25 protein-coding genes are annotated in these 23,067 nt (G+C 41.9%); 13 read left to right on the top strand and 12 right to left on the bottom strand.

Annotated features, from left to right (window positions below; genetic code table 11):
- Nucleotides 1–8 precede the first annotated feature (8 nt).
- Entirely contained in the window at nt 9–449 is a 441-nt protein-coding gene (locus C1A47_RS11755; protein ID WP_111895235.1) for an ammonium transporter, read from the bottom strand.
- 462 nt (nt 450–911) lie between these two features.
- Nucleotides 912–1,154, bottom strand: coding sequence for a SlyX family protein (locus tag C1A47_RS11750; protein ID WP_111895234.1), 243 nt, complete (start codon nt 1,152–1,154; stop codon nt 912–914).
- A 35-nt stretch (nt 1,155–1,189) separates the two neighbouring features.
- Here C1A47_RS11750 and C1A47_RS11745 point away from each other — a divergent pair, with 35 nt between their 5' ends.
- Nucleotides 1,190–3,103: an ATP-binding cassette domain-containing protein gene (locus C1A47_RS11745; protein ID WP_111895233.1), complete on the top strand. Its 1,914-nt coding sequence runs from the start codon at nt 1,190–1,192 to the stop codon at nt 3,101–3,103.
- Between the two features lie 75 nt (nt 3,104–3,178).
- Here C1A47_RS11745 and C1A47_RS11740 read toward each other — a convergent pair whose 3' ends face one another.
- From C1A47_RS11740 to C1A47_RS11730, 3 genes are all read right to left on the bottom strand, one after another.
- Nucleotides 3,179–3,571: a cytochrome b562 gene (locus tag C1A47_RS11740; RefSeq protein ID WP_111895232.1), complete on the bottom strand. Its 393-nt coding sequence runs from the start codon at nt 3,569–3,571 to the stop codon at nt 3,179–3,181.
- A gap of 77 nt (nt 3,572–3,648) precedes the next feature.
- Entirely contained in the window at nt 3,649–3,891 is a 243-nt protein-coding gene (locus tag C1A47_RS11735) for a DUF1272 domain-containing protein (RefSeq protein WP_111895231.1), read from the bottom strand.
- A 17-nt stretch (nt 3,892–3,908) separates the two neighbouring features.
- Nucleotides 3,909–4,460 carry an O-acetyl-ADP-ribose deacetylase gene (locus C1A47_RS11730; protein ID WP_111895230.1) on the bottom strand — a complete coding sequence of 184 codons (552 nt, stop codon included), beginning with the start codon at nt 4,458–4,460 and terminating at the stop codon, nt 3,909–3,911.
- 100 nt (nt 4,461–4,560) lie between these two features.
- On the opposite strand from C1A47_RS11730, the gene C1A47_RS11725 reads away from it, so the two are divergent.
- From C1A47_RS11725 to truA, 8 genes are all read left to right on the top strand, one after another.
- Nucleotides 4,561–5,190 (top strand): LysE family translocator, encoded by a 630-nt coding sequence (locus tag C1A47_RS11725; protein ID WP_111895229.1) that lies wholly within the window; start codon nt 4,561–4,563, stop codon nt 5,188–5,190.
- A gap of 100 nt (nt 5,191–5,290) precedes the next feature.
- Nucleotides 5,291–6,226 (top strand): LpxL/LpxP family Kdo(2)-lipid IV(A) lauroyl/palmitoleoyl acyltransferase, encoded by a 936-nt coding sequence (gene lpxL, locus C1A47_RS11720; RefSeq protein ID WP_111895228.1) that lies wholly within the window; start codon nt 5,291–5,293, stop codon nt 6,224–6,226.
- 15 nt (nt 6,227–6,241) lie between these two features.
- A complete protein-coding gene (locus C1A47_RS11715; protein WP_111895227.1) occupies nt 6,242–7,342 on the top strand; it encodes a glycosyltransferase family 4 protein in 1,101 nt (366 codons plus the stop codon).
- Nucleotides 7,343–7,981: 639 nt separating this feature from the next.
- Entirely contained in the window at nt 7,982–9,100 is a 1,119-nt protein-coding gene (gene asd / locus C1A47_RS11710; RefSeq protein WP_111895226.1) for an aspartate-semialdehyde dehydrogenase, read from the top strand.
- A 127-nt stretch (nt 9,101–9,227) separates the two neighbouring features.
- Nucleotides 9,228–10,607 (top strand): hypothetical protein, encoded by a 1,380-nt coding sequence (locus tag C1A47_RS11705; protein ID WP_111895225.1) that lies wholly within the window; start codon nt 9,228–9,230, stop codon nt 10,605–10,607.
- Nucleotides 10,608–10,653: 46 nt separating this feature from the next.
- Nucleotides 10,654–12,222 carry a hypothetical protein gene (locus C1A47_RS11700; RefSeq protein ID WP_111895224.1) on the top strand — a complete coding sequence of 523 codons (1,569 nt, stop codon included), beginning with the start codon at nt 10,654–10,656 and terminating at the stop codon, nt 12,220–12,222.
- Nucleotides 12,223–12,275: 53 nt separating this feature from the next.
- Nucleotides 12,276–13,238, top strand: coding sequence for an asparaginase domain-containing protein (locus C1A47_RS11695; protein WP_111895223.1), 963 nt, complete (start codon nt 12,276–12,278; stop codon nt 13,236–13,238).
- Nucleotides 13,239–13,245: 7 nt separating this feature from the next.
- Nucleotides 13,246–14,049, top strand: coding sequence for a tRNA pseudouridine(38-40) synthase TruA (gene truA, locus C1A47_RS11690; protein ID WP_171294382.1), 804 nt, complete (start codon nt 13,246–13,248; stop codon nt 14,047–14,049).
- 6 nt (nt 14,050–14,055) lie between these two features.
- Here the strand turns inward: truA and C1A47_RS11685 are convergent, their stop codons facing one another.
- Nucleotides 14,056–15,066, bottom strand: coding sequence for an AraC family transcriptional regulator (locus tag C1A47_RS11685; protein WP_111895221.1), 1,011 nt, complete (start codon nt 15,064–15,066; stop codon nt 14,056–14,058).
- A 213-nt stretch (nt 15,067–15,279) separates the two neighbouring features.
- Between C1A47_RS11685 and infA the strand changes: the two genes are divergently transcribed.
- Nucleotides 15,280–15,501 carry a translation initiation factor IF-1 gene (gene infA, locus C1A47_RS11680; protein WP_004754324.1) on the top strand — a complete coding sequence of 74 codons (222 nt, stop codon included), beginning with the start codon at nt 15,280–15,282 and terminating at the stop codon, nt 15,499–15,501.
- A 121-nt stretch (nt 15,502–15,622) separates the two neighbouring features.
- Here infA and C1A47_RS11675 read toward each other — a convergent pair whose 3' ends face one another.
- From C1A47_RS11675 to leuC, 5 genes are all read right to left on the bottom strand, one after another.
- Nucleotides 15,623–16,000 carry a lysozyme inhibitor LprI family protein gene (locus tag C1A47_RS11675; protein ID WP_111895220.1) on the bottom strand — a complete coding sequence of 126 codons (378 nt, stop codon included), beginning with the start codon at nt 15,998–16,000 and terminating at the stop codon, nt 15,623–15,625.
- Between the two features lie 101 nt (nt 16,001–16,101).
- The gene (gene leuB, locus C1A47_RS11670) at nt 16,102–17,181 is read right to left on the bottom strand and encodes a 3-isopropylmalate dehydrogenase (protein ID WP_111895219.1); all 1,080 of its coding nucleotides are present in this window, start codon (nt 17,179–17,181) and stop codon (nt 16,102–16,104) included.
- Nucleotides 17,182–17,225: 44 nt separating this feature from the next.
- Nucleotides 17,226–17,798 (bottom strand): hypothetical protein, encoded by a 573-nt coding sequence (locus C1A47_RS11665; RefSeq protein WP_111895218.1) that lies wholly within the window; start codon nt 17,796–17,798, stop codon nt 17,226–17,228.
- A 103-nt stretch (nt 17,799–17,901) separates the two neighbouring features.
- Nucleotides 17,902–18,552, bottom strand: coding sequence for a 3-isopropylmalate dehydratase small subunit (leuD, locus tag C1A47_RS11660; protein ID WP_111895217.1), 651 nt, complete (start codon nt 18,550–18,552; stop codon nt 17,902–17,904).
- Between the two features lie 11 nt (nt 18,553–18,563).
- Nucleotides 18,564–19,982: a 3-isopropylmalate dehydratase large subunit gene (gene leuC, locus C1A47_RS11655; RefSeq protein WP_111895216.1), complete on the bottom strand. Its 1,419-nt coding sequence runs from the start codon at nt 19,980–19,982 to the stop codon at nt 18,564–18,566.
- Nucleotides 19,983–20,220: 238 nt separating this feature from the next.
- Here leuC and C1A47_RS11650 point away from each other — a divergent pair, with 238 nt between their 5' ends.
- Both C1A47_RS11650 and C1A47_RS11645 read left to right on the top strand, forming a co-directional pair.
- Complete coding sequence (locus tag C1A47_RS11650; protein WP_111895215.1) at nt 20,221–20,460, top strand: DUF2061 domain-containing protein; 240 nt, start codon at nt 20,221–20,223, stop codon at nt 20,458–20,460.
- Nucleotides 20,461–20,681: 221 nt separating this feature from the next.
- Nucleotides 20,682–21,545, top strand: a complete 864-nt coding sequence (locus C1A47_RS11645; RefSeq protein WP_111895214.1) for a LysR family transcriptional regulator — start codon at nt 20,682–20,684, stop codon at nt 21,543–21,545.
- A gap of 155 nt (nt 21,546–21,700) precedes the next feature.
- Here the strand turns inward: C1A47_RS11645 and C1A47_RS11640 are convergent, their stop codons facing one another.
- A complete protein-coding gene (locus C1A47_RS11640; RefSeq protein WP_111895213.1) occupies nt 21,701–22,351 on the bottom strand; it encodes an HAD family hydrolase in 651 nt (216 codons plus the stop codon).
- Nucleotides 22,352–22,536: 185 nt separating this feature from the next.
- Here C1A47_RS11640 and C1A47_RS11635 point away from each other — a divergent pair, with 185 nt between their 5' ends.
- On the top strand, nt 22,537–23,010 hold the full coding sequence (locus C1A47_RS11635) for an RNA pyrophosphohydrolase (RefSeq protein ID WP_111895212.1): 474 nt from the start codon (nt 22,537–22,539) through the stop codon (nt 23,008–23,010).
- Nucleotides 23,011–23,067: the final 57 nt, after the last annotated feature.

The following is a 23,067-nucleotide window of genomic DNA, read 5'->3' as shown; positions in this document are numbered from 1 at the left end:
CTAAAATTTTAACGTTCAGCCAAAGCTGTTAAGTATGCTTTCATTGCTTCTAATTGGGTCGCATGTAAGTCTGCATGTTCATCCCAATACGCACCCACACAGTTTGCCTGCATATCAATAGCATAAATCCCCTTTAATGCAATGGGATAATCTTTAAATTTCTCATCCCCATACACCAGTTCCAACTTATCGTCCTGAATTCGGGCACGCATTAAAGGTAGTTTCGCTTCAGGTAATAGCACACTGTAATAGGCCACCATACTGGCACGGCTTTCAGTGGCTTTGGGAATATTTGTCCAGTCAGGTGCAACGATTAAACGGGGATGCAATCCAATCTTGCGCGCTTTGTCACGCATGATTCCCAGTGCTTTTTCCCGTGGATTGACCCTCAATCCTAAAATTGACCCAAGCACAAACACCACAATAATAATGGTAATCCAAAGCCCCATACCTGACGTTCTTCATCTATTCATCTTTATATTAGAGTTACATAAGCTGAATAGAAAAGGCAAGTTTTCCTGATCAAGTGCAGATCAGGATGTATGTATTTGTCATCATATTTTCAATTTGAATGATGAAAAACTGATTTTTAGGGTGATATGAAAATATACTCTCGAGCCATAAATAGATGCCATGCCACAATCAACGCTGTAGTTTTATATCCGTAAAATCCAGATCAGGTTGATGCTTTAGCAAATAGGAAAATCCACACATCAATCACGTTAACTGAAAATTTGACATGTGTAGATGAAGAGACCACAAACCCAAAGTCATATTGAATTCATCACTTTTGGATATTTTGTTATAGCGAAAAGTATTTGTTGATGTGCAGCCATTGTATTCACGTTGTTCAAGCCCAAATACGCATGTACACAACAATGCTGTCGTCTTGAAACAGGTGTAACGATAATTTAGTAATGTGGTGGTTTATTGGTCATTGGGTCAAACGGCGCAACGCCTTCAGACAAATCGGCAGCCTCAACGCGCTGATACAATAACTGCATTTGTTTTTGTAAATCCGCAATTTCCTGACTTTGACGAGCCAGTTGCTCATTTAATTGTTCAACTAAATCATCTAAAAATGCAATTCGGACTTGCAAATCTTCAATGGGTGCGGAAAATGACGCTTGATCATCGTATGGTGGTTTAGTCATTTAACACTCCTCAATTTGAGATTTTAGGAAACTCTATGGCCTATATTACTTTAAGGGATGTCCAACTTGCATTTGGTGGACCTGCCCTTCTCGACGGCGCGAACTTTAATTTGGAACGTGGCGAACGAGTGTGTTTGATTGGGCGCAACGGCGAGGGTAAGTCTACTTTACTTAAACTGATTGAGGGAAGCTTATTGCCCGATCATGGTGAAGTTTTAGTGCAAAATGGCTTAACCATTTCCATGCTTGCCCAAGATGTACCGATGGATTCGGGTAAAGTTGCCGACATCGTCGCCGATGGCGCAGGTGAAGCGGCTGAAGTTTTAAAACAATATCATACTGCCAGCGATGCTTGCGTACTTGGTGATATGGCTGCCTGCGAACGCATGGGCGACCTGCAACACAAACTCGATCAGCTTGATGGCTGGTCACTTGAAAACAAGGTCAACACCATTTTGGGCAAAATGGGCTTAGACCCAAATGCCGATTTGGCTGATTTATCAGGTGGTCGTAAACGTCGCGTACTATTGGCTCGCGCACTTTTAACTCAACCTGATGTACTTTTACTCGACGAACCAACCAACCATTTGGATGTCGAAAGTATCGAATGGTTAGAAAAATTCTTACTCGATCAAAATAACTTAACCCTGTTATTTATTTCGCATGACCGTGCATTTGTAGACAGCTTAGCCACACGAATTGTCGAACTTGATCGCGGCACATTGCGCAGCTTTGAAGGTAACTATTCACGTTACCTAGAACTGAAAGCCCAACAGCTTGAAGCTGAAGAAAAGCAAAATGCCTTGTTTGACAAAAAACTGGCTGAAGAAGAAGCTTGGATTCGCCAAGGCATTAAAGCGCGTCGTACCCGTAATGAAGGTCGTGTGCGCGCATTAAAAGCCTTACGTGAAGAATCCAAAGCACGTCGCTTCCAGCAAGGCAAAGTCAACATGGGCGTTCAGGAAGCACAGCGCTCAGGCAAACTGGTCTTTGATATTGAGCATTTGAGTGTTCAATATGGCGACAAACCGCTCATTAAAGACTTCTCTGCATTGGTAATGCGTGGTGATCGTATCGGCCTTGTCGGTGATAATGGTGTTGGTAAAACCACACTGATTAAAGCCATTTTGGGTGATGTTGAACACACAGGCACAGTGAAAACAGGTACACAGCTAGAAGTGGCTTACTTCGACCAGTTGCGTAACCAGCTTGAGCTTGAAAAATCGGTGGCTGCCAACGTGTCTGAAGGTTCTGACTTTGTCGATGTGAATGGTCAGCGCCGTCATATCTACAGTTATTTACAAGACTTCTTGTTCTCACCTGAACGTGCCCGCACGCCTGTGAAAGCCTTGTCAGGTGGTGAGCGTAACCGCGTCTTACTGGCAAAACTCTTGCTCAAGCCATCTAACCTGATTGTCATGGACGAACCGACCAATGACTTGGATATGGTAACACTCGAGCTGCTTGAAGAAATGCTGGCTGAATACAAAGGCACGTTACTGTTAATCAGCCATGACCGTGCCTTTATGGACAACGTGGTAACTTCAACTTGGGTGTTTGATGGTAAAGGCGGTATTGCTGAATATATCGGTGGTTATCAGGACTATTTACTACAACGCCCTGATGAGAAAGTCGTTGATCAAAAAGCCGATGTGAAAAAAGCCCAAGCGAAAGCAGAAGCCGAGAAGCTCGCTGCCCAAGCAGCACCAACCAAGAAAGTGAAACTCAGCTATAAAGATCAGCGTGAGCTTGAACAACTCCCTGCTGAAATTGAGAATCTGGAAGCTGAGCAAAGTGAACTTTCAGAAAAACTGGCTGATGGTTCATGGTTCGTTAAAGATGCCGATGCAGCTACTCAAGCCAGTCAGCGCTTAGCAGAAATTGAAGAAGTTCTGCTTGAAAAATTAGAGCGTTGGGATGAACTAGAAAATATGTCCAACGGCAATTAATCCTCTGTTGTATCTAAAAAAACCACGCTACGGCGTGGTTTTTTCATTCGCGTTCATTCATTTTTATAGTGTGGATTAGTCGCGAAATTTCTGGTGATTGGTCTTTTTGATCTGATCAATCACAGGAATCGCCTGTTCACGCGCCTGCTGCAAATGTCCAGTTTTCACCATAGCTATAGTTTGCTTCAGTTCAGAGTCTAAATTGTCGAATGCTTTATGATACTGCTGAATCTCAGGACTATTATCAGGTTGACCTATCAATTTCATCGGAATCGATTGCTTGGCATCTTGCGCTGCTTGTTGCATGGCGGTCAAAGCTGTCAGTGCTTGATTGGTATTTTGAGTATGTTGAAATACCATATAATTCTTCTGCAAGATTTCCATATCCTGCCCAAGATCTGCTGCAAAACTGGATTGCACTGCAAAAACTAAAGTTGCTGCACCCATCATTTGCCATATTCTGCTCATTACTGCTTCCTTATTGAATTATTCAAACTGAGTATCGGTGTACTACAAACCACACGTCCGATCTTGTCACAGGAAGCTTAGTGATTCTTTAAATTCGGATTAAAAACACGTAGGGTGGAAGCAGGATATTTTTCGAGTTTATTGCTTGGGCGAAGAGGCCGTTTAACCAATTCTCCACCACAGTTAGGGCAAATAAAATTTAAAATCTGCTCGCTACATGCCAAGCAAAAGGTGCATTCAAAAGAACAAATCAGCACATCTTGTGAATCTACGGCTAAATCGGTATTACAACTCTCACAGTTGGGTCGAAGTTCCAGCATGGTATTTTCCTTTGAATTTAAAGTAAGCGTAAATCGCTCTGCTGCTTGGCATGACTTAAACTTTCTTGCTGATAAAGCTGATAATTTTCCTGATCAAAACAGACAAAAATGACTTCTTCAACCTGTGTTGAGGTTTTTAGAAAATCAATTACAGTGGTTAAGGCAATTTTGACCGCACGTGCTTTGGGGAAACCATACACACCTGTTGAAATATTGGGAAATGCAATTCGGTGCAACTGATGGGCTTCTGCGAGTTTGAGACTATTCAGATAGGCATTTGCAAGAAACTGATTTTCATCATACATACCATTTCGCCAAATCGGACCAACCGTATGAATCACGTATTTCGCAGGCAATAAGCCCGCATGGGTAATGACTGCCTGACCCACCGCACAGCCGCCTTGTTGTGCGCGTATCTGCTGACATTCCTTTAAAATTTCAGCGCCACCTTTTCGATGAATTGCTCCATCGACGCCCCCACCGCCCAGTAATGATGAATTTGCTGCATTGACAATAGCATCCACAGCGAGTTCGGTAATATCTCCTTGTATAATGCGGATTGTTTTCATCTCAATCTCCAATCTGATGTTATTCATCAAGCAGGCTGTTTAAAAATTCAACAAGCCTCTTTATAATGACCTCAATCACTATAAATCAATAATCATATCTATGCTTAACCTGAGCCAAATCCTCGCATTTTCTCTAGTGTCCCTGCTGATGGTACTCACGCCAGGTCCAAATATGATTTACCTGATTTCACGTTCAATTTCGCAAGGTCGGTTGGCAGGGCTAATTTCGCTAGCAGGTGTGGCTCTCGGTTTTGTGTTTTACATGCTTTGTGCAGCCTTTGGCATTACCTCATTTGTGGTTGCCATTCCCTATGCCTACGATGCTATTCGAATATTAGGTGCAGCCTATCTTCTATATTTAGCCTATAAAGCCATACGTTCTGAAGGAAACGTTTTTTCTGTTAAATCTTTAAACTACGACCAACCACACAAATTATTTCTGATGGGTTTCTTCACCAATCTGCTCAATCCCAAAATTGCGGTTATGTATCTCTCACTGCTGCCTCAGTTTTTACATCCTGAACAGGGGCATATTTTGATGCAATCTGTCTCTTTAGGCCTAATCCAGATTATGATCAGTGTCTCTGTAAATGCCATGATTGTATTTTCAGCAGCACATATTGCTCAGTTTTTACAACAGCATTCATCTTGGGCACAACTGCAAAAATGGCTGATGGGCACTGTCCTTTCAGCACTTGCCTTACGCGTTTTATTGGAACAACGTCGTTAACCAATCTCTTAGCCATGATATGGATTGCGATAACTGTTGAATTTTAAAAATCAGTTCATGCTACACTGCGTGCAGTTTTTTATTCAGTTTTTATCGCCATATGAGTAAACAGCAAGATTACATTCCAGGTCAATTTCAATGGTCTTTTCTACTCCCTAAATATTGGGGGGTATGGCTTGCGATTGTCTTTCTGATGCTGCTTGCCATGTTACCGTGGGCTATTCAGCGCCGTCTGGCACACCTTTTAGCGAACTTGGCATGGAAATATCTCAAGTCTCGTCGTAAAACCACAATTCGCAATCTGCAAGTGTGTTTTCCTGAATGGTCACAAGCGGAAGTGGAACAACAGGCCAAGCAAGTCTTTGTCGACATGATGCTCGGTACATTTGAAACACTGAATGCTTGGTATAAACCCAAATGGTTTAAAGATCGTGTAACCATCGAAGGTTTGGAACACATCACCCATGCTCAGCAAAAAGGTCAGGGTGTGCTGTTACTGGGGACACACAGCACTTTGCTCGATGCAGGCGGCTATGTCTGCGCACAGTACTTTGAACCTGATGTGGTGTATCGCCCGCAAAACAATCCTTTACTGGATATGCTGATTTACCGTGGTCGTGCCACGATTTATAAAAACCAAATTGACCATGATGATATGCGTGGTCTGATTCGTCATCTGAAAAATGGCCGCGCGATCTGGTATAGCCCCGATCAGGACTTTGGCTTAAAACAAGGCGTGATGGCACCATTTTTCGGTATACCTGCCGCAACTGTGACTGCGCACCGTCGTTTGCTCAAAATTAGCAAAGCAGCAGCAATTCCGCTGTATTTCTACCGTCATGGCGATGAAGCCGATCCGCGTTATCATATTTTGATTGAACCGCCTGTTGAAAACCTGCCTTCTGATGATGAAGTCGATGATGCAACTCGCGTGAATAAAATTATTGAAAATCAGCTCCGTATTGCACCAACGCAATACATGTGGTTTCACCGCCGCTTTAAAACCCGCCCTGAAGGCTACGACAAAATTTATTAAAATCAGGAATTCAGCATGAAAGTGATGCAACTTCTTCCAGAACTGAACAGTGGCGGTGTGGAACGTGGAACCCTTGAAATTGCGCGTGCTTTGGTGCAACAAGGCCATGAATCATTGGTGGTGTCCAATGGTGGGCGCTTAGTACCCGAACTAGAAGCTGAAGGTTCGACACATATTCAATTACCCATTCATAAAAAAGCATTGTCGAGCTTATGGCAAATTCGTCCGCTTAGAAAAGTCATTGAACAGTATCAACCTGATATTGTACATGTGCGTTCACGCGTGCCTGCTTGGCTCACGCATTTTGCACTCAAGGGCATTCCCACGGCACGCCGTCCACATTTAATCAGTACGGTACATGGCTTTTATTCGGTGAACCGCTACAGCGCCATCATGGCTCATGCTGAAAAAGTCATTGCAGTCTCTGATAGCGTCGTGGATTACATTCATCAGAATTACCCAGAATGCCCAGCACAAGATATTGTACGAATTTACCGTGGTATTGATCCCAAAGCATTTCCACATGGCTATCAACCAACTGCGAAATGGCTCAATCAGGTCTATTTGGATTACCCACAGCTTGAAAATAAGTTTCTACTCTGTCTCCCTGGACGAATTACGCGCCTAAAAGGACATGAAACCCTGATTCAATTGATGGTTCAGCTCAAGCAGCAATACCCACAAGTTCATGCTTTAGTCGTTGGCGGTGCAGATGCCAAGAAACAGGCTTATCTGGATGAATTACAAAAGAGTGTAGAACAGCAAGGATTAACCGAGGACATCACTTTCGTTGGTCATCGCTCAGATATTCGTGAATGGCTCGCTTTCAGCGATGTGGTGCTGTCTCTTTCCAATCAGGCAGAAACTTTCGGGCGTACCGCCTTAGAAGCGTTATCTGTCGGAACACCTGTGATTGGCTGGAAACGTGGCGGTGTCGCTGAGATTTTGTCTGAGGTGTATCCGCAAGGTCTTATTGAAGTGGATGACACAACAAGCCTACTGCATTGTGTTCAAAAGCATATTGAACACCCTGTGAGTGTTGCACCTGTCACTCAATTTAGTCTGCGAGATATGTGTCAGAATACCTTGGCACTTTATGCCGAGATATTAAAATAAAGACTGAAAATTAAAAACCCGAGTCAGGCATCCTACCTTACTCGGGTCAATTGAGGTTGTGTTTCCAGATTTTCTTATTTTTATTTGTATTGTCGCCTATCCATGTTGCCATCATGCCATTGATGTTATCCAATCAGCACCTCTTCCATACGGGATGCTCCATTCCCATTCTTCCTTGTGCCGATGAATATAGATTAAAAGGAATTCTCAAAAGCGTATAGCCGTCATCAGCCTAGTTTTCTGTACGTTTATGCTTACATAAAACAAGCACATATTACGCTTCTCCATTAACTTACTGTTTGAACAATAAAATTTTTAAATTAGCGTATTCAATTTTTTTACCGTCTAGTCAACTCAAAACACACCAAAATTGCTCAATATTTCATCATTATTTTTGCTTAAAAAGCCAACACTCCAGTAAAAACAATATCTTGAAAAAAGCCCTGTAAATTTGCGCTATGTTTTTAATTTTTATGGTATAAGTACCCAAAACTAGCTTTATCAGTTTTGTATGTATCATAAACAAGTTATTTCACTCAAAAAACTGCTTGTTTGACTTATGTAGCGCTTGCAGTTGAGGACACTTTTGGTACACTCAATACCCTTTATTTTTTTATCACAATACCGAGGCACAATGACATGAAAGTAGGTCTGGTCGGTTGGCGTGGGATGGTTGGTTCTGTCCTTATGCAACGTATGGTTGAAGAGAATGACTTTGCACATTTTGAGCCATTCTATTTTTCTACCAGTAATGCAGGTGGTGAAGCCCCTGCTTTTGGTGGTAAGACTGCCCCAGCACTTATGGATGCATCAGACATTAAGAGTCTGAAGCAAATGGATGTCATTATTACCTGCCAAGGTGGTGACTATACTTCTGAGATTTTCCCAAAAATTAAAGCAGAAGGCTGGAACGGTTACTGGATCGATGCTGCATCGACACTGCGTATGGACGATGAAGCAATCATCGTGCTTGACCCAGTGAATATGAATGTCATTAAAGAAGGTCTAGTCAAAGGCACTAAAACTTTCGTGGGCGGTAACTGCACCGTTTCATTGATGTTGATGGGCTTAGGCGGTCTCTTCCAAAATAATTTGGTGGAATGGGCAACTTCAATGACCTATCAGGCTGCATCAGGCGCAGGCGCACAAAATATGCGTGAACTGATCACAGGTATGGGTTATTTATACAACAATACTAAAGATTTGTTGGATGATCCTAAATCTGCCATTTTGGACATTGACTCTAAAATTGCCGAATTACAACGTGGCGAAGGCTTCCCTTCTGCAAACTTTGGCGTACCTTTGGCTGGCTCACTGATTCCTTACATTGACAAGCAACTTGAAAGCGGTCAATCAAAAGAAGAATGGAAAGGTCAGGTTGAAACCAACAAGATCTTGGGTAACCAGCAAATCGTTCCGATTGATGGCCACTGTGTTCGTATTGGTGCGATGCGTTGTCACTCTCAAGCATTGACATTGAAATTGAAAAAAGATGCTCCGCTTGATGAAATCGAAGGTATGATTCGTCAATCTAACCAATGGGCAAAAGTTGTTCCAAATACACGTGAAGCATCAATGACTGACCTCACACCTGTTGCGGTAACAGGTACTTTGAGTGTTCCTGTCGGCCGTCTACGTAAACTCAACATGGGTAAAGAATATCTAGGTGCGTTTACAGTAGGTGACCAACTGCTTTGGGGCGCGGCTGAGCCACTACGTCGTATGCTGCGTATCTTGATTGACTATAAAAATGCCTAATTTTTAGCGTCAAACTAAAAAGCCGATCTGAAAAGATCGGCTTTTTAACATTGTAGAAATTTACAATTCAATTACATACCGCTACATTATAGACAAAACAATCAACAATTCCATTTTGTGGATGAAAATGACTGCATACAACAAACTCGCTTCAGCACTGATTTTATGTTTTGCTGCACAAAGCGGCTATGCTTTAACTTTTAACGCTGCCCAAGTTGAATCAACTCAGGGGCAATTGTTATATGTAGAAATTCCGTATGCCAATGCCAGTGATAACTCTACAATTCAAGCTGGTTTAGCTGATACCGATGACTTGATTCGAATGGGAGCCAGCCAGCAAGACTTAAACGGTCTCAACTTCTTCATTCGTCGCACTGGAAAAAGTAGTGGTGTCATTGTCATTACTTCATCACAGCCGATCAACAATAAAAACATCAATCTTGTTTTAAAAGTTCAAGATGGTGATGGCGCTCATCTGCAACAAATTCAGAAAAGTTTGACTGGAGACTCGCCAAAAACACAAATGGCTCGAAATAATCTTGTGGCTATGTCGACCCAAGAGCATGCTCTTATTCCGAAACAGATTGTCAGTGAAAAAGATATTGCTCTGAATTTGCCTGAAAGCAAGTTATATACTCAAACAGCACCAATGGTCAGTACCCCTACGCCTGTTGAGCAATTAGCAATTAGTGTTTCAGCACCACCGCACTTGAACCCAGTAACGCCAAATCCTTCGAATTCAGCTTCTGTGGTCGTGAAATCTGCACCAGCCACTACACCTACACCAATCGCTAGAAAAGCACAAAATGTGGTTCAAGCAACACAACAACCAGCCGCAATTTCAACAAACAATCCACAAACCAGTCCACATCAGCAAGCACTTAAAGAAAATGTGCCCAAACCTATTGATGCAACAGCACCAAAAGCCAAGATTACGCCACAAGCAGAAACAACAAAACATACAAACTATGTCGTTCAGCACCAAGACTCTCTATGGCGAATTGCAGCGCGTATTTCTGAACAGACTCATCAACCGATTGGTGCTGTTATGAATCATATTAAAGCGTTAAATGAACATGCATTTATTGGTGGAAATATCAATCGTTTAAAAGCTGGAGCAACGCTCAATTTAGGAGCAAATGATGTAGCACCTCCACATGCTCACCCAAATACTCCGACCAAGAGCATGAACTCAAAAGCCGGAAATAAATATTCAACCAAATATCGGTTAAATCAGGCTGAAATGACCTTAGTCACTGAAAATGCCAATACTTCTTCTGGTAAAATGGATGAAAATGGGCGACATATGGCTAAGACCTCACCTGAATTATCATCAAAAGTTATGACAATTCGGGAAAAAACCGTTACATTACAAAAGAATGTAGTTCAATTGGATTTGGCCTTGCAGAAAAAAGACCATCAAATTCAACTATTAAATGCTCGACTTGCGCAGTTGCAGCAACAGTTGCAACAGCAACAAAAAGTCAAAAAGCCAAGTCATCACTGAGAACTATTTAGCTTGAACTCATTGCTGCCAATGCAAGGATAAAAAAATGTTGTTATACATCATTCCATTTGTTTTAGTACTCGTTGTAGCGATTGTGCTCAAGAAACGAGGTTCGGGGCAACAAGACACTGATTCTAATCGGTCAAAAAGAAAAGCTGACCCAAAAAAGAAAGTAAAGGCTCGTTCGAACTCAGCAGCAACTGAGGAAGCAAAAGATGCTCAGGGTACGATTGTAGCGGAAGCAAAACCAAAAGAACTTGACCCTGCATTACGTAGTCAAATTGAAAGTCTGATTCGTGAGAGAAACTTTAATAATGCTGAAGCATTAATTAATCAAGCACTCAATGCCGATCATGAACAACATGACTTATATTTATTATTACTACAAATTCATATTGATCAAAATGATCAGTTCTCAATCAAACAATTACTATCACACCTTCGTGCATTAAATCTGTTTGATGTCATTAATCAAGTTGAACAAAAACTTGCAGAAAAGAAAGAACCTGCAAAAATTGATTCGGTTCAATATACACCTGTTCAGCTTCCAGATGATGAGCCTACACAACAAGCAAATAAGGTTCCAACGTCTGAAGGTGCTCAAACAGCAACGAATAAAAAGTCATCGCCTGACTTTGATTTACTTAAAGCTGATCTAAATAAAACTGAAGCTACGCCACAAGCAACAAACAGCTTATATTTTGATCAACTTCAAGAAGAACTTCATAGTCCAAAAGAAGAAGTTGAGATAGCTCCAGCACCAAAAGCAGAAGAACATAAGCCGCTAGACTTCAATTTTGATACTTTTAGTCCAACTGAAGAAGAAGCAAAACCTACTGAACATGTGCACTTGTCTGTTGAGCCTCGCGCGATAGAAACTCGAGGCCCAGAACACTTCACCAAGAGCTTAGATTTTGGCAAAAAAGAAGATGCCATTCCTGAAGTTGCCAAAAAAGAGCATCATGATGCAATTGCTCATACACACAGTGAAGTCATTAAAAAGACAGAAGCTGAAGCCCTTAAAATCCAGAAGGTAGAAACTGAAGAAGCTCCATCAGCTCTAGAGTTTAAATTTGATCTGGAAGAGTCAGTTCCCGCTCAAGAAAAACAACCTGAGCCAGTTATAGAACCAGCTCCTACGGCTGAACTGGCATTTAATTTTGAAAAAGTAGATGCTGAAGTAAAATCTGAATCTGAACCAGCAAATGAAGAAGTTACTGATCTTTCTTTTAACTTTGATCGTTTAGATTTAGACACTCAACCAAAAGTTGAAATACCACCAGTAGTCGAAACACTTGCACCTACGCTTGCATTTGAAACAGAAACACCTGCTACTGCAAATTTTGACTTATTAGAGCCTGTTGAAGAACCAACATCAGTTGAAATTATTGAGCCAATTGTAAATGCCCAGCCATTAGCAACTGATTATATTATTCAAAAGTTTCCAGAGTTAGCTGAACTTAATGATACCCAGCTTAATTTATCACTCGCTGAACAATACATTCGTTTAGGTGCATTTAGTTCAGCACGTGCATTATTGGAAGATACACAACTCCAATATAATCCTGATGAATTAGATCGCGCTAAATATTTATTAAATCAAATAGCATCTTAAAGCAGTTCGTTCTACCATAAGCAGTCGAATTCGGCTGCTTTTTTATTTTTACCATGTCTAAAATTGCTTTAATTTATATGGGTGGGACATTTGGCTGTGTAGGTGAACCCCTTAGCCCAATGCCAGAACATGAGTTTCTCCCTCGTCTACACAGTTATTTGCCAGATCACTTGAGCATCGAATGTTTTGCTGCACCTGTGATTAAAGACAGTAGTGCCTATACAGCGGTCGACTGGCTCAAACTGGCACAGTTTATTCAACAATTACAAAGCCAAGGTTTTCAGCATTTTGTCGTCATTCATGGCACAGATACGCTCAGCTATGCCAGTGCAGTCCTTGCACGAATTTTGGCAAAATCATGTCACCTGATTATTACAGGCAGCCAGTTCCCATTATTGACTGTTGATGGTACGACCATTCGAGAAGAAACCGATGCTCATGATAACTTATGGTTTGCCCTTGAGCATATTTTAACTGTTGAATCAGGTGTTTATTTAGCGTTTCATCATCAACTCTTTCATGGACGTACTGCACTTAAAGCCCATACGACTGAATTAGATGCATTTAAAGGCATTGCCGCTACTCAAGCCATTGCACAGCAAGCTCAGGCAACAATCGTGACTGAAGCCGTGCTTGAACGTGCACAGAACCTCAATATTTTAAACTGGATGATGCAGCCAATCAGCTTAAATCAACTCGAGCAGAATTTGGCACATGTATTAAACCATGCACCTGACTTCCTGATTTTACAGGGTTTCGGGACAGGTAATTTGGTCACCAATCCTGCAATTATTGAGATCTTCCAGCAGCTTAAACAAAAGAACTGTTTACCTGTATTGAATACGCAAGTGACTGCGGGCGGCATTGATCAGCGCTATGCTGTCAGTGCATGGGTCAAAGAAGCCAATATTGCAGTGTCTGACTGTTTAGGTCATGCAGATTTGTATGCCAAATTGTTGGCACTCTACTTACAGTACGATCAAGCAAGTGATTGGTTGAAACACTGGCATGAGTGAAATAGAAATGACAGCGCAACGCTATGCGATTGGGATTGAGTTTTGTGGTACAGCCTATCGTGGTTGGCAAACCCAGCAAGCAGGTGTTGCGAGCGTTCAAGAAACCTTAGAACGAGTGCTCAGCAAAGTTGCCAATCATCCTGTTATTTTACATGGCGCAGGACGGACAGATGCAGGCGTTCATGCAACCAACATGGTGGCACACTTTGACAGCCCGGCTGATCGTTCTGAACGCGGCTGGATTATGGGAACCAATAGTCAACTTCCGAAAGATATCTCGATTCAGTGGATCAAGCGGATAGACTCTGATTTCCATGCACGTTTTAAAGCTACTGCTCGACGCTATCGCTATGTCGTATATAACGCAGCTCATCGCCCTGCTTTGCTACACAAACAAGTCACGCATATTCATCAGACCCTCAATATTGAAAAAATGATGGAAGCTGCACAAAAGTTTGAAGGGACACATAACTTCGAAACTTTTCGTGCAGCAGCTTGCCAATCCAACCAACCTGTCCGCCATGTGAAACATTGCCGCCTTACTCAGCATGGACCATTTCTGATTTTAGACATTCAGGCAGATGGCTTCTTGCATCACATGGTGCGCAACATCATGGGCTGTTTACTGGAAATTGGTCAGGAGCAATATCCGATTGAGCATATTGATGTGATGTTTGCCGCAGAAGACCGCAAAGCAGCAGGCGTGACTGCCCCTGCGGATGGTTTGTATTTTATTCAAGCCTATTATCCAGAGCAATTTGATTTACCCAAAGTTGCGTTGGGGCCTCAATGGCTTAACTGGCCAGAGTGACTTGACTTAGTCACTCTGTTTTCGTTTGCGGTACTCAATCGGTGTTTCATTGGCCCAGCGTTTAAATGCCCGATAAAAGGTACTTGGCTCGGCAAAGCCAGTCAGGTACACAATTTTTTCAATACTCTCATGAGTATTGGCCAATAATTTTTTTGCCAATCGACAACGATAGCCTGACAATATTTGCTGAAAACTGGTTTCCGCATCGCTCAATAAAGTGCGCAGGCGACGCGGTGTAATCTGTAATTGTGCTGCCACACTTTCTAAAGTTGTATCACCCCGTTCCAACGTCGCCCCAATCACGCGGCGAACCTCAGCCACCAAGTCATAACGGGCCAATTCCTGTAGTTTTTCATTGGCAAGTTGCTCATGCAATTGTAAAAGATCAGGGTCTGCCTGCCAAAGGGGATGTTTTAAAATGGCAGGATCAAAATACAATCGTGTTTCTTTTTGCCCTAAACTTACTGGACATTCATAAACACGAAAATATTCTTCAGATGCTGCTCCTTCATGAAAATCAAAATCAATAAAAAGCGGCTGAAACTGCCCTTCTGTTAAAAACTTAAAAAACCGTAAAACGCCTGACATGGCACATTCTGAAAAATGACGGTTCAATAATCGATTGGGGTGCGCTTGCGTTCCATTGGTCAAATAACACTGCCCATCTTCACAAACAAGCTGAGCCTGAAAAGCATCACTAATCAGACGTTGATAGGCCAATGCTCGGCGTAATCCCTCACCGAAGTTCTCACTACTCATAAACAGATGTTCAATGACCTGACCACGATATAAAGGCAAATGCTCACCTAAGTGCAGCCCTATATCAGGATCATGGCTAATCTGCTCTGCTGCAAGCCAGAAAGCATTTTGCGCACTCACAGGAGTACGTTGATTCGTTTCAAGTTGGTTGATTTCTACGCCTGCCTTGGCGAGAATCTGCTCGGTTGACAATCCTGCCCGACGCAATGCTTGATAACCGAGTCTCAATACGACAGAAGCATCCGTTAACTGTCCCACATTTCCACCTTATTTTTATCTATGCATCGCCATTTTTCAGAGTACTGAGGATTGACCAAACTGACAACCTGATGCTCTTGGTTTTTACTGAAAAAGTTTAGACGCATGGTTCACTTTTGCTGCTTTTCATCACGCTTTATTTGCCTTTATATTGTTTTATTGCTTAATTTTGTCTATAATTTGCGCCTTGTTATTTATTCTTTTAGGTAGGCTATGGCCAATAAAGAGGAACTGATTGAGTTCGAAGGCGTTGTCACCGAAACGCTTCCTAATACCATGTTCCGTGTTCGTTTAGAAAACGGTCATGAAGTGATTGCTCATATTTCAGGTAAAATGCGTAAGCATTACATCCGTATTTTAACGGGTGACCATGTCAAAGTTGAAATGACTCCATATGATTTGACCAAAGGTCGCATCACTTACCGTGCGCGTTAAGTATTAGCCGAAGCAAAAAAAGCCACATGTTTGTGGCTTTTTTTTATGTTGGATGCAAGGTCATCCTTATCACTACAGATTCCCCTGCCTAAACTCTTCTCCAGATCAAACTCTAGAAGATCTATGAAAGTGCCGAAGTTTTGCAACCAATGACCTTACATTCGCGTAAACGGTCTTGTAACCATGCATTTCGTTCTTGTGTTTTTCTGATTTGGCAAACAGTATAAATTACCGTCCCAACATTTGACTCGCCAGAGCATGTATTATCACGATCTTTGATCCACGCAAGCTGGGAACGCTTCAAAATACTACTTTGCTGGGGACTCAATTTGCGCTGTAATTCTTGATAGTTTTTGTTCAAGTCATTGTCAGCATTGACATAAACTTTATTATTACAATGCACCGCATCATAACTATTTCGAACATGATCACAATTATCAGCGTGTGCTGCCCATGATAAGCCTGCGATTAAAACGCCCAAAGCGAGCTTTCTTTTCATGATTTTTTCCTTTCCTTGTTATATAAACTTTAATTTTTTATCTATTTTTTAATAAGAAAAAAGCGCGATCTTGGTGATCACGCTTTTTAAATCTGTTCAACTTACACTAAAGCTGCAACCACTGCGGCACCCATTGCCTTAGTGCCAACTTTGTCCATGCCTTCAGACATAATATCTGCGGTACGTAAACCTTGATCTAAAACTTGACCCACAGCATCTTCAATTGCTTTTGCTGCCGCTTCTTCACGGAAAGTATAACGTAGCATCATTGCCACTGAAAGAATCGTCGCTAATGGGTTAGCCAAGTCTTTACCCGCGATATCTGGTGCAGAACCATGACATGGCTCATACATGCCTTTGCCATTTTCATCAAGTGATGCAGATGGCAACATGCCAATTGAACCTGTCAACATCGCAGCTTCGTCTGACAAAATATCGCCAAACAAGTTACCTGTCACAATGACATCAAACTGTTTTGGTGCACGCACCAATTGCATCGCAGCATTGTCCACGTACATGTGTGACAAATTAATCTCAGGGTACTGTTCTTCTTTAAGCGCAGTTACGGTTTGCTTCCAAAGTTCAGTCACTTCAAGCACGTTAGCCTTGTCTACTGAACACACTTTGCCACCACGTAGGTTTGCCATTTCAAAAGCAACTTTGGCAATACGTTTAATTTCAGACTCTGCATAAACGTCAGTGTTATAACCCTGTTTTTCACCGTTTTCGAGTTCACGAATACCACGTGGCTGACCGAAGTAGATTCCGCCTGTCAATTCACGAACGATGAGAATGTCTAAACCCGCTACAATTTCAGGCTTCAAGCTTGAAGCATCTGCCAATTGCGGATACAAGATCGCTGGGCGCAAGTTAGCGAATAAGTTAAGTTCGCTACGGATTTTAAGTAAACCACGTTCTGGACGGATTGAGCGCTCAATGGTGTCCCATTTTGGTCCACCGACAGCACCCAATAAAATTGCATCCGCTTTTTGTGCTTGTGCACTGGTCACTGCTGGGTATGGTTCGCCATGTGCATCAATCGCTGAACCACCGAGTAAACCATGTTCCCAAGTTAAACCAAGATTAAACTTGTCATTGACTGTGTTTAAAACAGTTTCCGCAGCAGCAACAATCTCAGGGCCAATACCATCGCCCGCTAAAATTAAAATATGTTTAGACATAAATGGTTCCATTCATCACAACAACTGTGGCGCAAATTGCCCAGTTAAAATTTTTGTTCCACAAATTCACCTAAGCCTGTCAGCACATTATAGGGCTTACAAAAACGGCGAATTGGGCGTTGATCTTGCAACAATACGACACATAAAGGATCAGGTGCAGAAACACTCAGTAAGCTGCCTGATTGCTTAATACGGTTGCGATACATCTTGAAGGTATAGCTTTTATTGGGTTTAAAGTTTTGAATGATGCTAATTTTCTCAGCCCGATCCATCGAAATTGGATAGAACCGAATCACCACCTCATGCTGCTGGTCAGGTACGGTTAAATATAAGGCGTTGTTGTAGCCCGTCGTTTTTGCATTTAAACGTACATACCCTTTTTTAATGGCTTCATAATTCACCAAATGCGTAGTGTCATCAACAATCTGAATATTATCAAAACGTTCAAACTCACAATTGGCTGTTCCTGAGCAATACAACTTCACATTCGCAGGTCGTTGCTCAGGCGCAATAAACTTGATTGCCATCGTATCGACTGCCTGTTGCGTATGTTGACACGCACCGAGCAGTACCGCACATAACCCCCAGAAAGCACCTCGACCGATGTTTTTTAGCATTTGAATGGCCCAACCTTTTGCCGATCAGCAGATTGAATTACATAAAATAATTCGACATGTTAGCAATAGTTGGGCATTCGCGCCATGTTTATAGTGCAACAACTTAGCCCTGTAATTCTTGGAAAACCCAAGGGCGAGCTTGTTTGGTTTTGGCTTCATATTCACGGATTAAATCCGCGTCTTGTAAAGTCAAACCAATATCATCCAAACCATTTAACAAACAGTGCTTACGAAATGGATCAACTTCAAATGCAAATGCTTGACCCGATGGTGTACGCACTTCTTGTGCAGCCAAATCAATCGTTAACTGATAACCTTCAGTCGCTGCACATTCCTTGAAAAGTTGATCAACAATTTCTTCAGATAAAATGACAGGTAACATGCCATTTTTAAAACTGTTATTGAAAAAAATGTCTGCGAAACTTGGTGCAATCACGGTACGGAAACCATACTCTTCAAGTGCCCAAGGTGCATGTTCACGGCTTGAACCACAACCAAAGTTGCTACGAGCAATCAGCACCGAAGCACCCTGATAACGTGCTTGGTTCAACATGAAGTCAGGGTTTTTAGGACGTTTGCTAATGTCTTGTCCCAAATAACCTTCATCCAAATAACGAAGCTCATCAAACAAATTATCGCCAAAGCCTGTACGTTTAATGGATTTCAAAAACTGTTTTGGAATAATCAAGTCGGTATCGACATTGGCACGGTCTAAAGGTGCAACGATACCCTGTTCAACTGTATACGCTTTCATCTGCGACTCCCTTAGAATGTACGAACATCAACGAAATGACCTGCAATTGCCGCTGCGGCTGCCATTGCCGGGCTGACCAAATGGGTACGCCCGCCATTCCCCTGACGACCTTCAAAGTTACGGTTTGAGGTTGATGCGCAGTGCTCACCTGGTTGTAACTTGTCAGCATTCATCGCCAAGCACATTGAGCAACCCGGTTCACGCCATTCAAAACCAGCTTCAATGAAGATTTTGTCCAAACCTTCAGCTTCAGCTTGCTGTTTCACCAAACCAGAACCCGGAACAACCATGGCCTGTTTAATGCTTGTTGCTACTTTATGGCCTTTCACCACTTCAGCCGCAGCACGAATATCTTCAATACGTGAGTTGGTGCATGAACCAATAAATACACGATCTAACTGAATGTCTGCCAAAGCCTGACCTGCGGTTAAACCCATGTACTGATAAGCACGTGTCCAGTCTTTACGCTGTACATCATCTTTTGCCTGTTCCAACGTTGGAACCGCTTGTGATACCGCAATCACCATTTCTGGAGATGTACCCCAAGAGACTTGTGGTTCAATCTCTTCGCCGTTTAACACCACAACCGTGTCAAATTGAGCATCATCATCAGAATGTAAAGTATTCCAGTAAGCAACCGCTTTGTCCCAATCTTCACCTTTTGGTGCATATGGACGGTCTTTCACATACTCAATGGTTTTGTCATCCACAGCCACCAAGCCAACGCGTGCGCCTGCTTCGATTGCCATGTTACACACAGTCATACGACCTTCCATCGACATGTCTCGGAAGACTTGACCGCCAAATTCAATCGCGTGGCCTGTACCACCTGCTGTACCGATTTTACCAATAATCGCCAAAACCACGTCTTTAGAAGTCACGCCTTTGCCCAATGTACCATCGACACGAACCAACATGTTCTTCATTTTCTTTTGAACCAAGCATTGGGTTGCCAATACATGTTCAACTTCAGAAGTGCCGATACCATGTGCCAAACAGCCAAATGCACCATGCGTCGCTGTATGTGAGTCACCACACACCACAGTCATGCCTGGCAAAGTTAAACCTTGCTCTGGCCCAACCACATGTGCAATCCCTTGACGTACATCATTGATATCAAACTCAACAATGTTAAAGGTTTTACAGTTGTCATCTAAAGTTTGGACTTGAATACGTGACGTATCATCTTCAATTCCAGCAACACCTTGCTCACGTTCTTTTTTCGACGTTGGAACGTTATGGTCAGGCGTTGCGATGTTGGCACTTAAACGCCACGGCTGACGACCTGCAAGTTGCAAACCTTCAAATGCTTGCGGTGAAGTCACTTCATGCAAAAGGTGACGGTCGATGTAAATTAAACTCGAACCATCATCACGTTGCTTCACCAAATGGTCATCCCACAACTTGTCATATAATGTCTTGCCTGCCATGTCGACGTGCTCCATTGGACTGGGTAATTAAATCTTCTATTTTCATTATAAGCCGTGTTTTGCATAAATCTAATTTATCATTTTTATAAATCAATAAACTTTTTGGAATGAATTGAATCATAGAATTCACATGCACATCTATTTTATCAATCAAAATAACAAAAATATTCGTTTTTACAAATCAAATGGTCAGCGTTAAGCTCTATTCAAGATCAGCATTGAGCAGAGGAATCCCGATATGGCACACATTCAACACTTTGTGATTACGCATCAGCGAATGTTCAAAAAAACCCTGAGCTACTATGTCATGCATATTACGGTTGCCATGTTGGTGGGATATTTTGTAACAGGTAACTTTTGGATGGCCATGACCCTGAGTTTACTTGAACCCACTGTTCAAGCATTTGCTTACTTTATTCACGAACGCGTTTGGGAAAAGCAAAATCTCAATCAAAAAGAAAAAATAATGTCCTCATAACTTAAAGCACTTCTATTCCTCAAGAAGCCACTGTTTCAGTGGCTTTTTTATCTGGATCAATATTCAGATGCCTACACGCTTTTCATCTCTCAAATAATGAAAGATTCTGAGATTGCGAAGAAAATTAAAGACGCATATGTAAAAAGGTTTATTTTATTTTGCTTAATCCACATTATTCTTAAATAATAGAAAACGATAAAAATAGTTTATGGATAATAAACATGAATTTGGCCGCTTTTGAAGCCTTTATTAAAGTCATGGAAACAGGCTCGATTTCACTTGCCGCCGATCAACTGTTTATTACCCAACCTGCGGTCACTAAACGTATTCACTGCTTAGAAGAATATTTTGGCGTTACCCTGTTTGAATCTGCTGGTCGCGGGATTCAACCCACACACACCGCCTATGAGCTTCTACCAAAAGTCAAAACATGGTTGAATGAACTGGGTGAAATGCATCACACGCTTAGCCATCAACAAAATACCGTACAAGGTCGTTTAAAAATTGGCACCAGTCATCATATTGGTTTGCACCACTTACCTCACCCACTCAAGCAATACGTTCAGCATTATCCCGATGTCACCTTAGATGTACATTTTGTCGATTCAGAGCAAGCCCATGAACAGGTCTTGGCGGGTGATTTGGAACTGGCTTTTTTAACCTTACCACCGCAACTGGATGAACGTTTAAAGTATCAACCGATCTGGAATGATCCTTTGGTGTTTGTGGCTGCGCCATTTCATCCGCTTGCTGCTAAAACTCAATTGAGTTTAGAAGATTTAATGACCTATCCGAGTTTGTTGCCTGCTGCAAAGACCTATACCAGTCAAATCACTTTGGCCGAGTTTGAAAAACAAGGCTTAAAGCCAAAAGTCAGTATGAGTAACAACCCTCTAGAATCCATTCGCATGTTGGTTTCGATTGGTTTGGGCTGGTCAGTGCTGCCCCTAACACTCGTTAATCAAGACCTGAAAAGACTACCGCTCGAAATTAAAATGCAGCGCCAACTGGGCTTGGTCTGGCATCCTGCCCGCACCCAATCGCGTGCTATGCAGGCATTGATTGAAATGATGAAAAGACCATAACTTTTAAAATAACTTATAAACATGACTTCTAACTAACGCAATAAAACCTTGGTTATATAAGCACCCTCTGCACAATAACATCATAATAAAAAGGGCTAGGTTGTATACTCAACCTAGCCCTTAATAACGTGGAAAAACTCAAGGATATTCTAGAATTAAATCGACCAGTCTTGAATTTCCCAACCCTGCTCCCCAGCAAGTTGTTCTAAACGGTCATCTGGATTCACAGCAATCGCATGCGTTGCATGCTCAAGCAAGAAACGGTCATTAATTGAATCTGAATATGCCCAAGATTCATCAACCTCGCGACCTGCCAACCACTGATCTAAACGTACCAGTTTACCTTTTTGATAACATGCCGTACCTGTGACTTTACCTGTATATTTTCCATCTTTAACTTCTGCATTGGTGGCAATAATTTCGGTAATTCCAAATTCATGAAAAATTGGCGCAGTAATAAAATCGCTGGTTGCAGTAATCCCAACAATTGCATGCCCCAAGTCTTTATGCTTTTGAATTGCATCAAAACCTTTTTGACGCATCTGTGGCCGAATAATTTTCTGCATAAACAACTCATGCAGATCAGCTAAATATTGATTTGAATGTTTGGTCAAAAATTGAAATACAAATTCATTATACGCAATCGGATCAAGCTGTCCCGCTTTGTAATCATCATAAAATTTGTCATTCATTTGACGATGATGCACTGGATCGACCAAGCCCTCATTGACTAGAAACTCTCCCCAAGAATGGTCTGAGTCGGTATTTAACAGGGTGTGATCAAGATCAAATAAAGCCAATTTCATGGAAATTCTCGTTAAAACTGAAAATTAAAGCAAAAAAATGTAAATCAGTTGCCGCTAATGCAAAGAAATTCGTTAAGATCATAGCAATTTTTAACAATATTCTGAGGTCTTTTTTTGTGTAGGATGCACAAATTTTGCCATCCCCAAAATAAAGACAATAAGATCGAACAAATTTAGGTAGCCAAATGATCGACTCTGAAGGTTTCCGACCCAATGTCGGGATCATTTTGGCAAACGAACATGGACAAGTGTTATGGGCAAAACGCATTGGGCACAATGCTTGGCAATTTCCGCAAGGTGGTATCCAGATTGGAGAATCACCTGAACAAGCGTTATACCGTGAGCTAAGAGAAGAAGTTGGCTTATTGCCAGAACACGTCCAAATCATTGCGCAGACCAAAGGCTGGTTGCGTTACCGTTTGCCACACCGATACATTCGTGCAGGCACAGATCCTGTCTGTATTGGTCAAAAACAAAAGTGGTTTTTATTAAAACTGACTGCATCTGTAAAAAATATTCGGCTGAATCTCTCCGATCCACCCGAATTTGACGAATGGCAATGGGTCAGTTACTGGTATCCACTTGGACAAGTCATCAACTTTAAAAGGGATGTATACCGCAAGGCCATGGCCGAATTATGTAGCCAGCTACCCCACTAAAAATAATTCAAAAAAAGAGTTTTTTAGTGAATGCTTTTCTAACAGGCTACTGCTATA

The organism is Acinetobacter sp. MB5 (assembly GCF_003261585.1).
In the GTDB taxonomy this organism is placed as follows: Bacteria; Pseudomonadota; Gammaproteobacteria; order Pseudomonadales; family Moraxellaceae; genus Acinetobacter.
The sequence above is the reverse complement of the archived record's forward strand: the minus strand, read 5'-3'. Positions and strand labels throughout refer to the sequence as shown.

Bases quoted from the DNA above. Each gene is read 5' to 3' on its own strand.
- leuB (WP_111895219.1), bottom strand. From the start codon at position 17,181: ATGTCTAAACATATTTTAATTTTAGCGGGCGATGGTATTGGCCCTGAG.
- C1A47_RS11715 (WP_111895227.1), top strand. From the start codon at position 6,242: ATGAAAGTGATGCAACTTCTTCCAGAACTGAACAGTGGCGGTGTGGAA.
- C1A47_RS11745 (WP_111895233.1), top strand. From the start codon at position 1,190: ATGGCCTATATTACTTTAAGGGATGTCCAACTTGCATTTGGTGGACCT.
- C1A47_RS11750 (WP_111895234.1), bottom strand. From the start codon at position 1,154: ATGACTAAACCACCATACGATGATCAAGCGTCATTTTCCGCACCCATT.
- asd (WP_111895226.1), top strand. From the start codon at position 7,982: ATGAAAGTAGGTCTGGTCGGTTGGCGTGGGATGGTTGGTTCTGTCCTT.
- C1A47_RS11665 (WP_111895218.1), bottom strand. From the start codon at position 17,798: ATGCTAAAAAACATCGGTCGAGGTGCTTTCTGGGGGTTATGTGCGGTA.
- C1A47_RS11755 (WP_111895235.1), bottom strand. From the start codon at position 449: ATGGGGCTTTGGATTACCATTATTATTGTGGTGTTTGTGCTTGGGTCA.
- leuD (WP_111895217.1), bottom strand. From the start codon at position 18,552: ATGAAAGCGTATACAGTTGAACAGGGTATCGTTGCACCTTTAGACCGT.
- truA (WP_171294382.1), top strand. From the start codon at position 13,246: ATGACAGCGCAACGCTATGCGATTGGGATTGAGTTTTGTGGTACAGCC.
- leuC (WP_111895216.1), bottom strand. From the start codon at position 19,982: ATGGCAGGCAAGACATTATATGACAAGTTGTGGGATGACCATTTGGTG.
- C1A47_RS11645 (WP_111895214.1), top strand. From the start codon at position 20,682: ATGAATTTGGCCGCTTTTGAAGCCTTTATTAAAGTCATGGAAACAGGC.
- C1A47_RS11695 (WP_111895223.1), top strand. From the start codon at position 12,276: ATGTCTAAAATTGCTTTAATTTATATGGGTGGGACATTTGGCTGTGTA.
- C1A47_RS11740 (WP_111895232.1), bottom strand. From the start codon at position 3,571: ATGAGCAGAATATGGCAAATGATGGGTGCAGCAACTTTAGTTTTTGCA.
- infA (WP_004754324.1), top strand. From the start codon at position 15,280: ATGGCCAATAAAGAGGAACTGATTGAGTTCGAAGGCGTTGTCACCGAA.
- lpxL (WP_111895228.1), top strand. From the start codon at position 5,291: ATGAGTAAACAGCAAGATTACATTCCAGGTCAATTTCAATGGTCTTTT.
- C1A47_RS11725 (WP_111895229.1), top strand. From the start codon at position 4,561: ATGCTTAACCTGAGCCAAATCCTCGCATTTTCTCTAGTGTCCCTGCTG.
- C1A47_RS11735 (WP_111895231.1), bottom strand. From the start codon at position 3,891: ATGCTGGAACTTCGACCCAACTGTGAGAGTTGTAATACCGATTTAGCC.
- C1A47_RS11650 (WP_111895215.1), top strand. From the start codon at position 20,221: ATGGCACACATTCAACACTTTGTGATTACGCATCAGCGAATGTTCAAA.
- C1A47_RS11705 (WP_111895225.1), top strand. From the start codon at position 9,228: ATGACTGCATACAACAAACTCGCTTCAGCACTGATTTTATGTTTTGCT.
- C1A47_RS11635 (WP_111895212.1), top strand. From the start codon at position 22,537: ATGATCGACTCTGAAGGTTTCCGACCCAATGTCGGGATCATTTTGGCA.
- C1A47_RS11700 (WP_111895224.1), top strand. From the start codon at position 10,654: ATGTTGTTATACATCATTCCATTTGTTTTAGTACTCGTTGTAGCGATT.
- C1A47_RS11675 (WP_111895220.1), bottom strand. From the start codon at position 16,000: ATGAAAAGAAAGCTCGCTTTGGGCGTTTTAATCGCAGGCTTATCATGG.
- C1A47_RS11730 (WP_111895230.1), bottom strand. From the start codon at position 4,460: ATGAAAACAATCCGCATTATACAAGGAGATATTACCGAACTCGCTGTG.
- C1A47_RS11640 (WP_111895213.1), bottom strand. From the start codon at position 22,351: ATGAAATTGGCTTTATTTGATCTTGATCACACCCTGTTAAATACCGAC.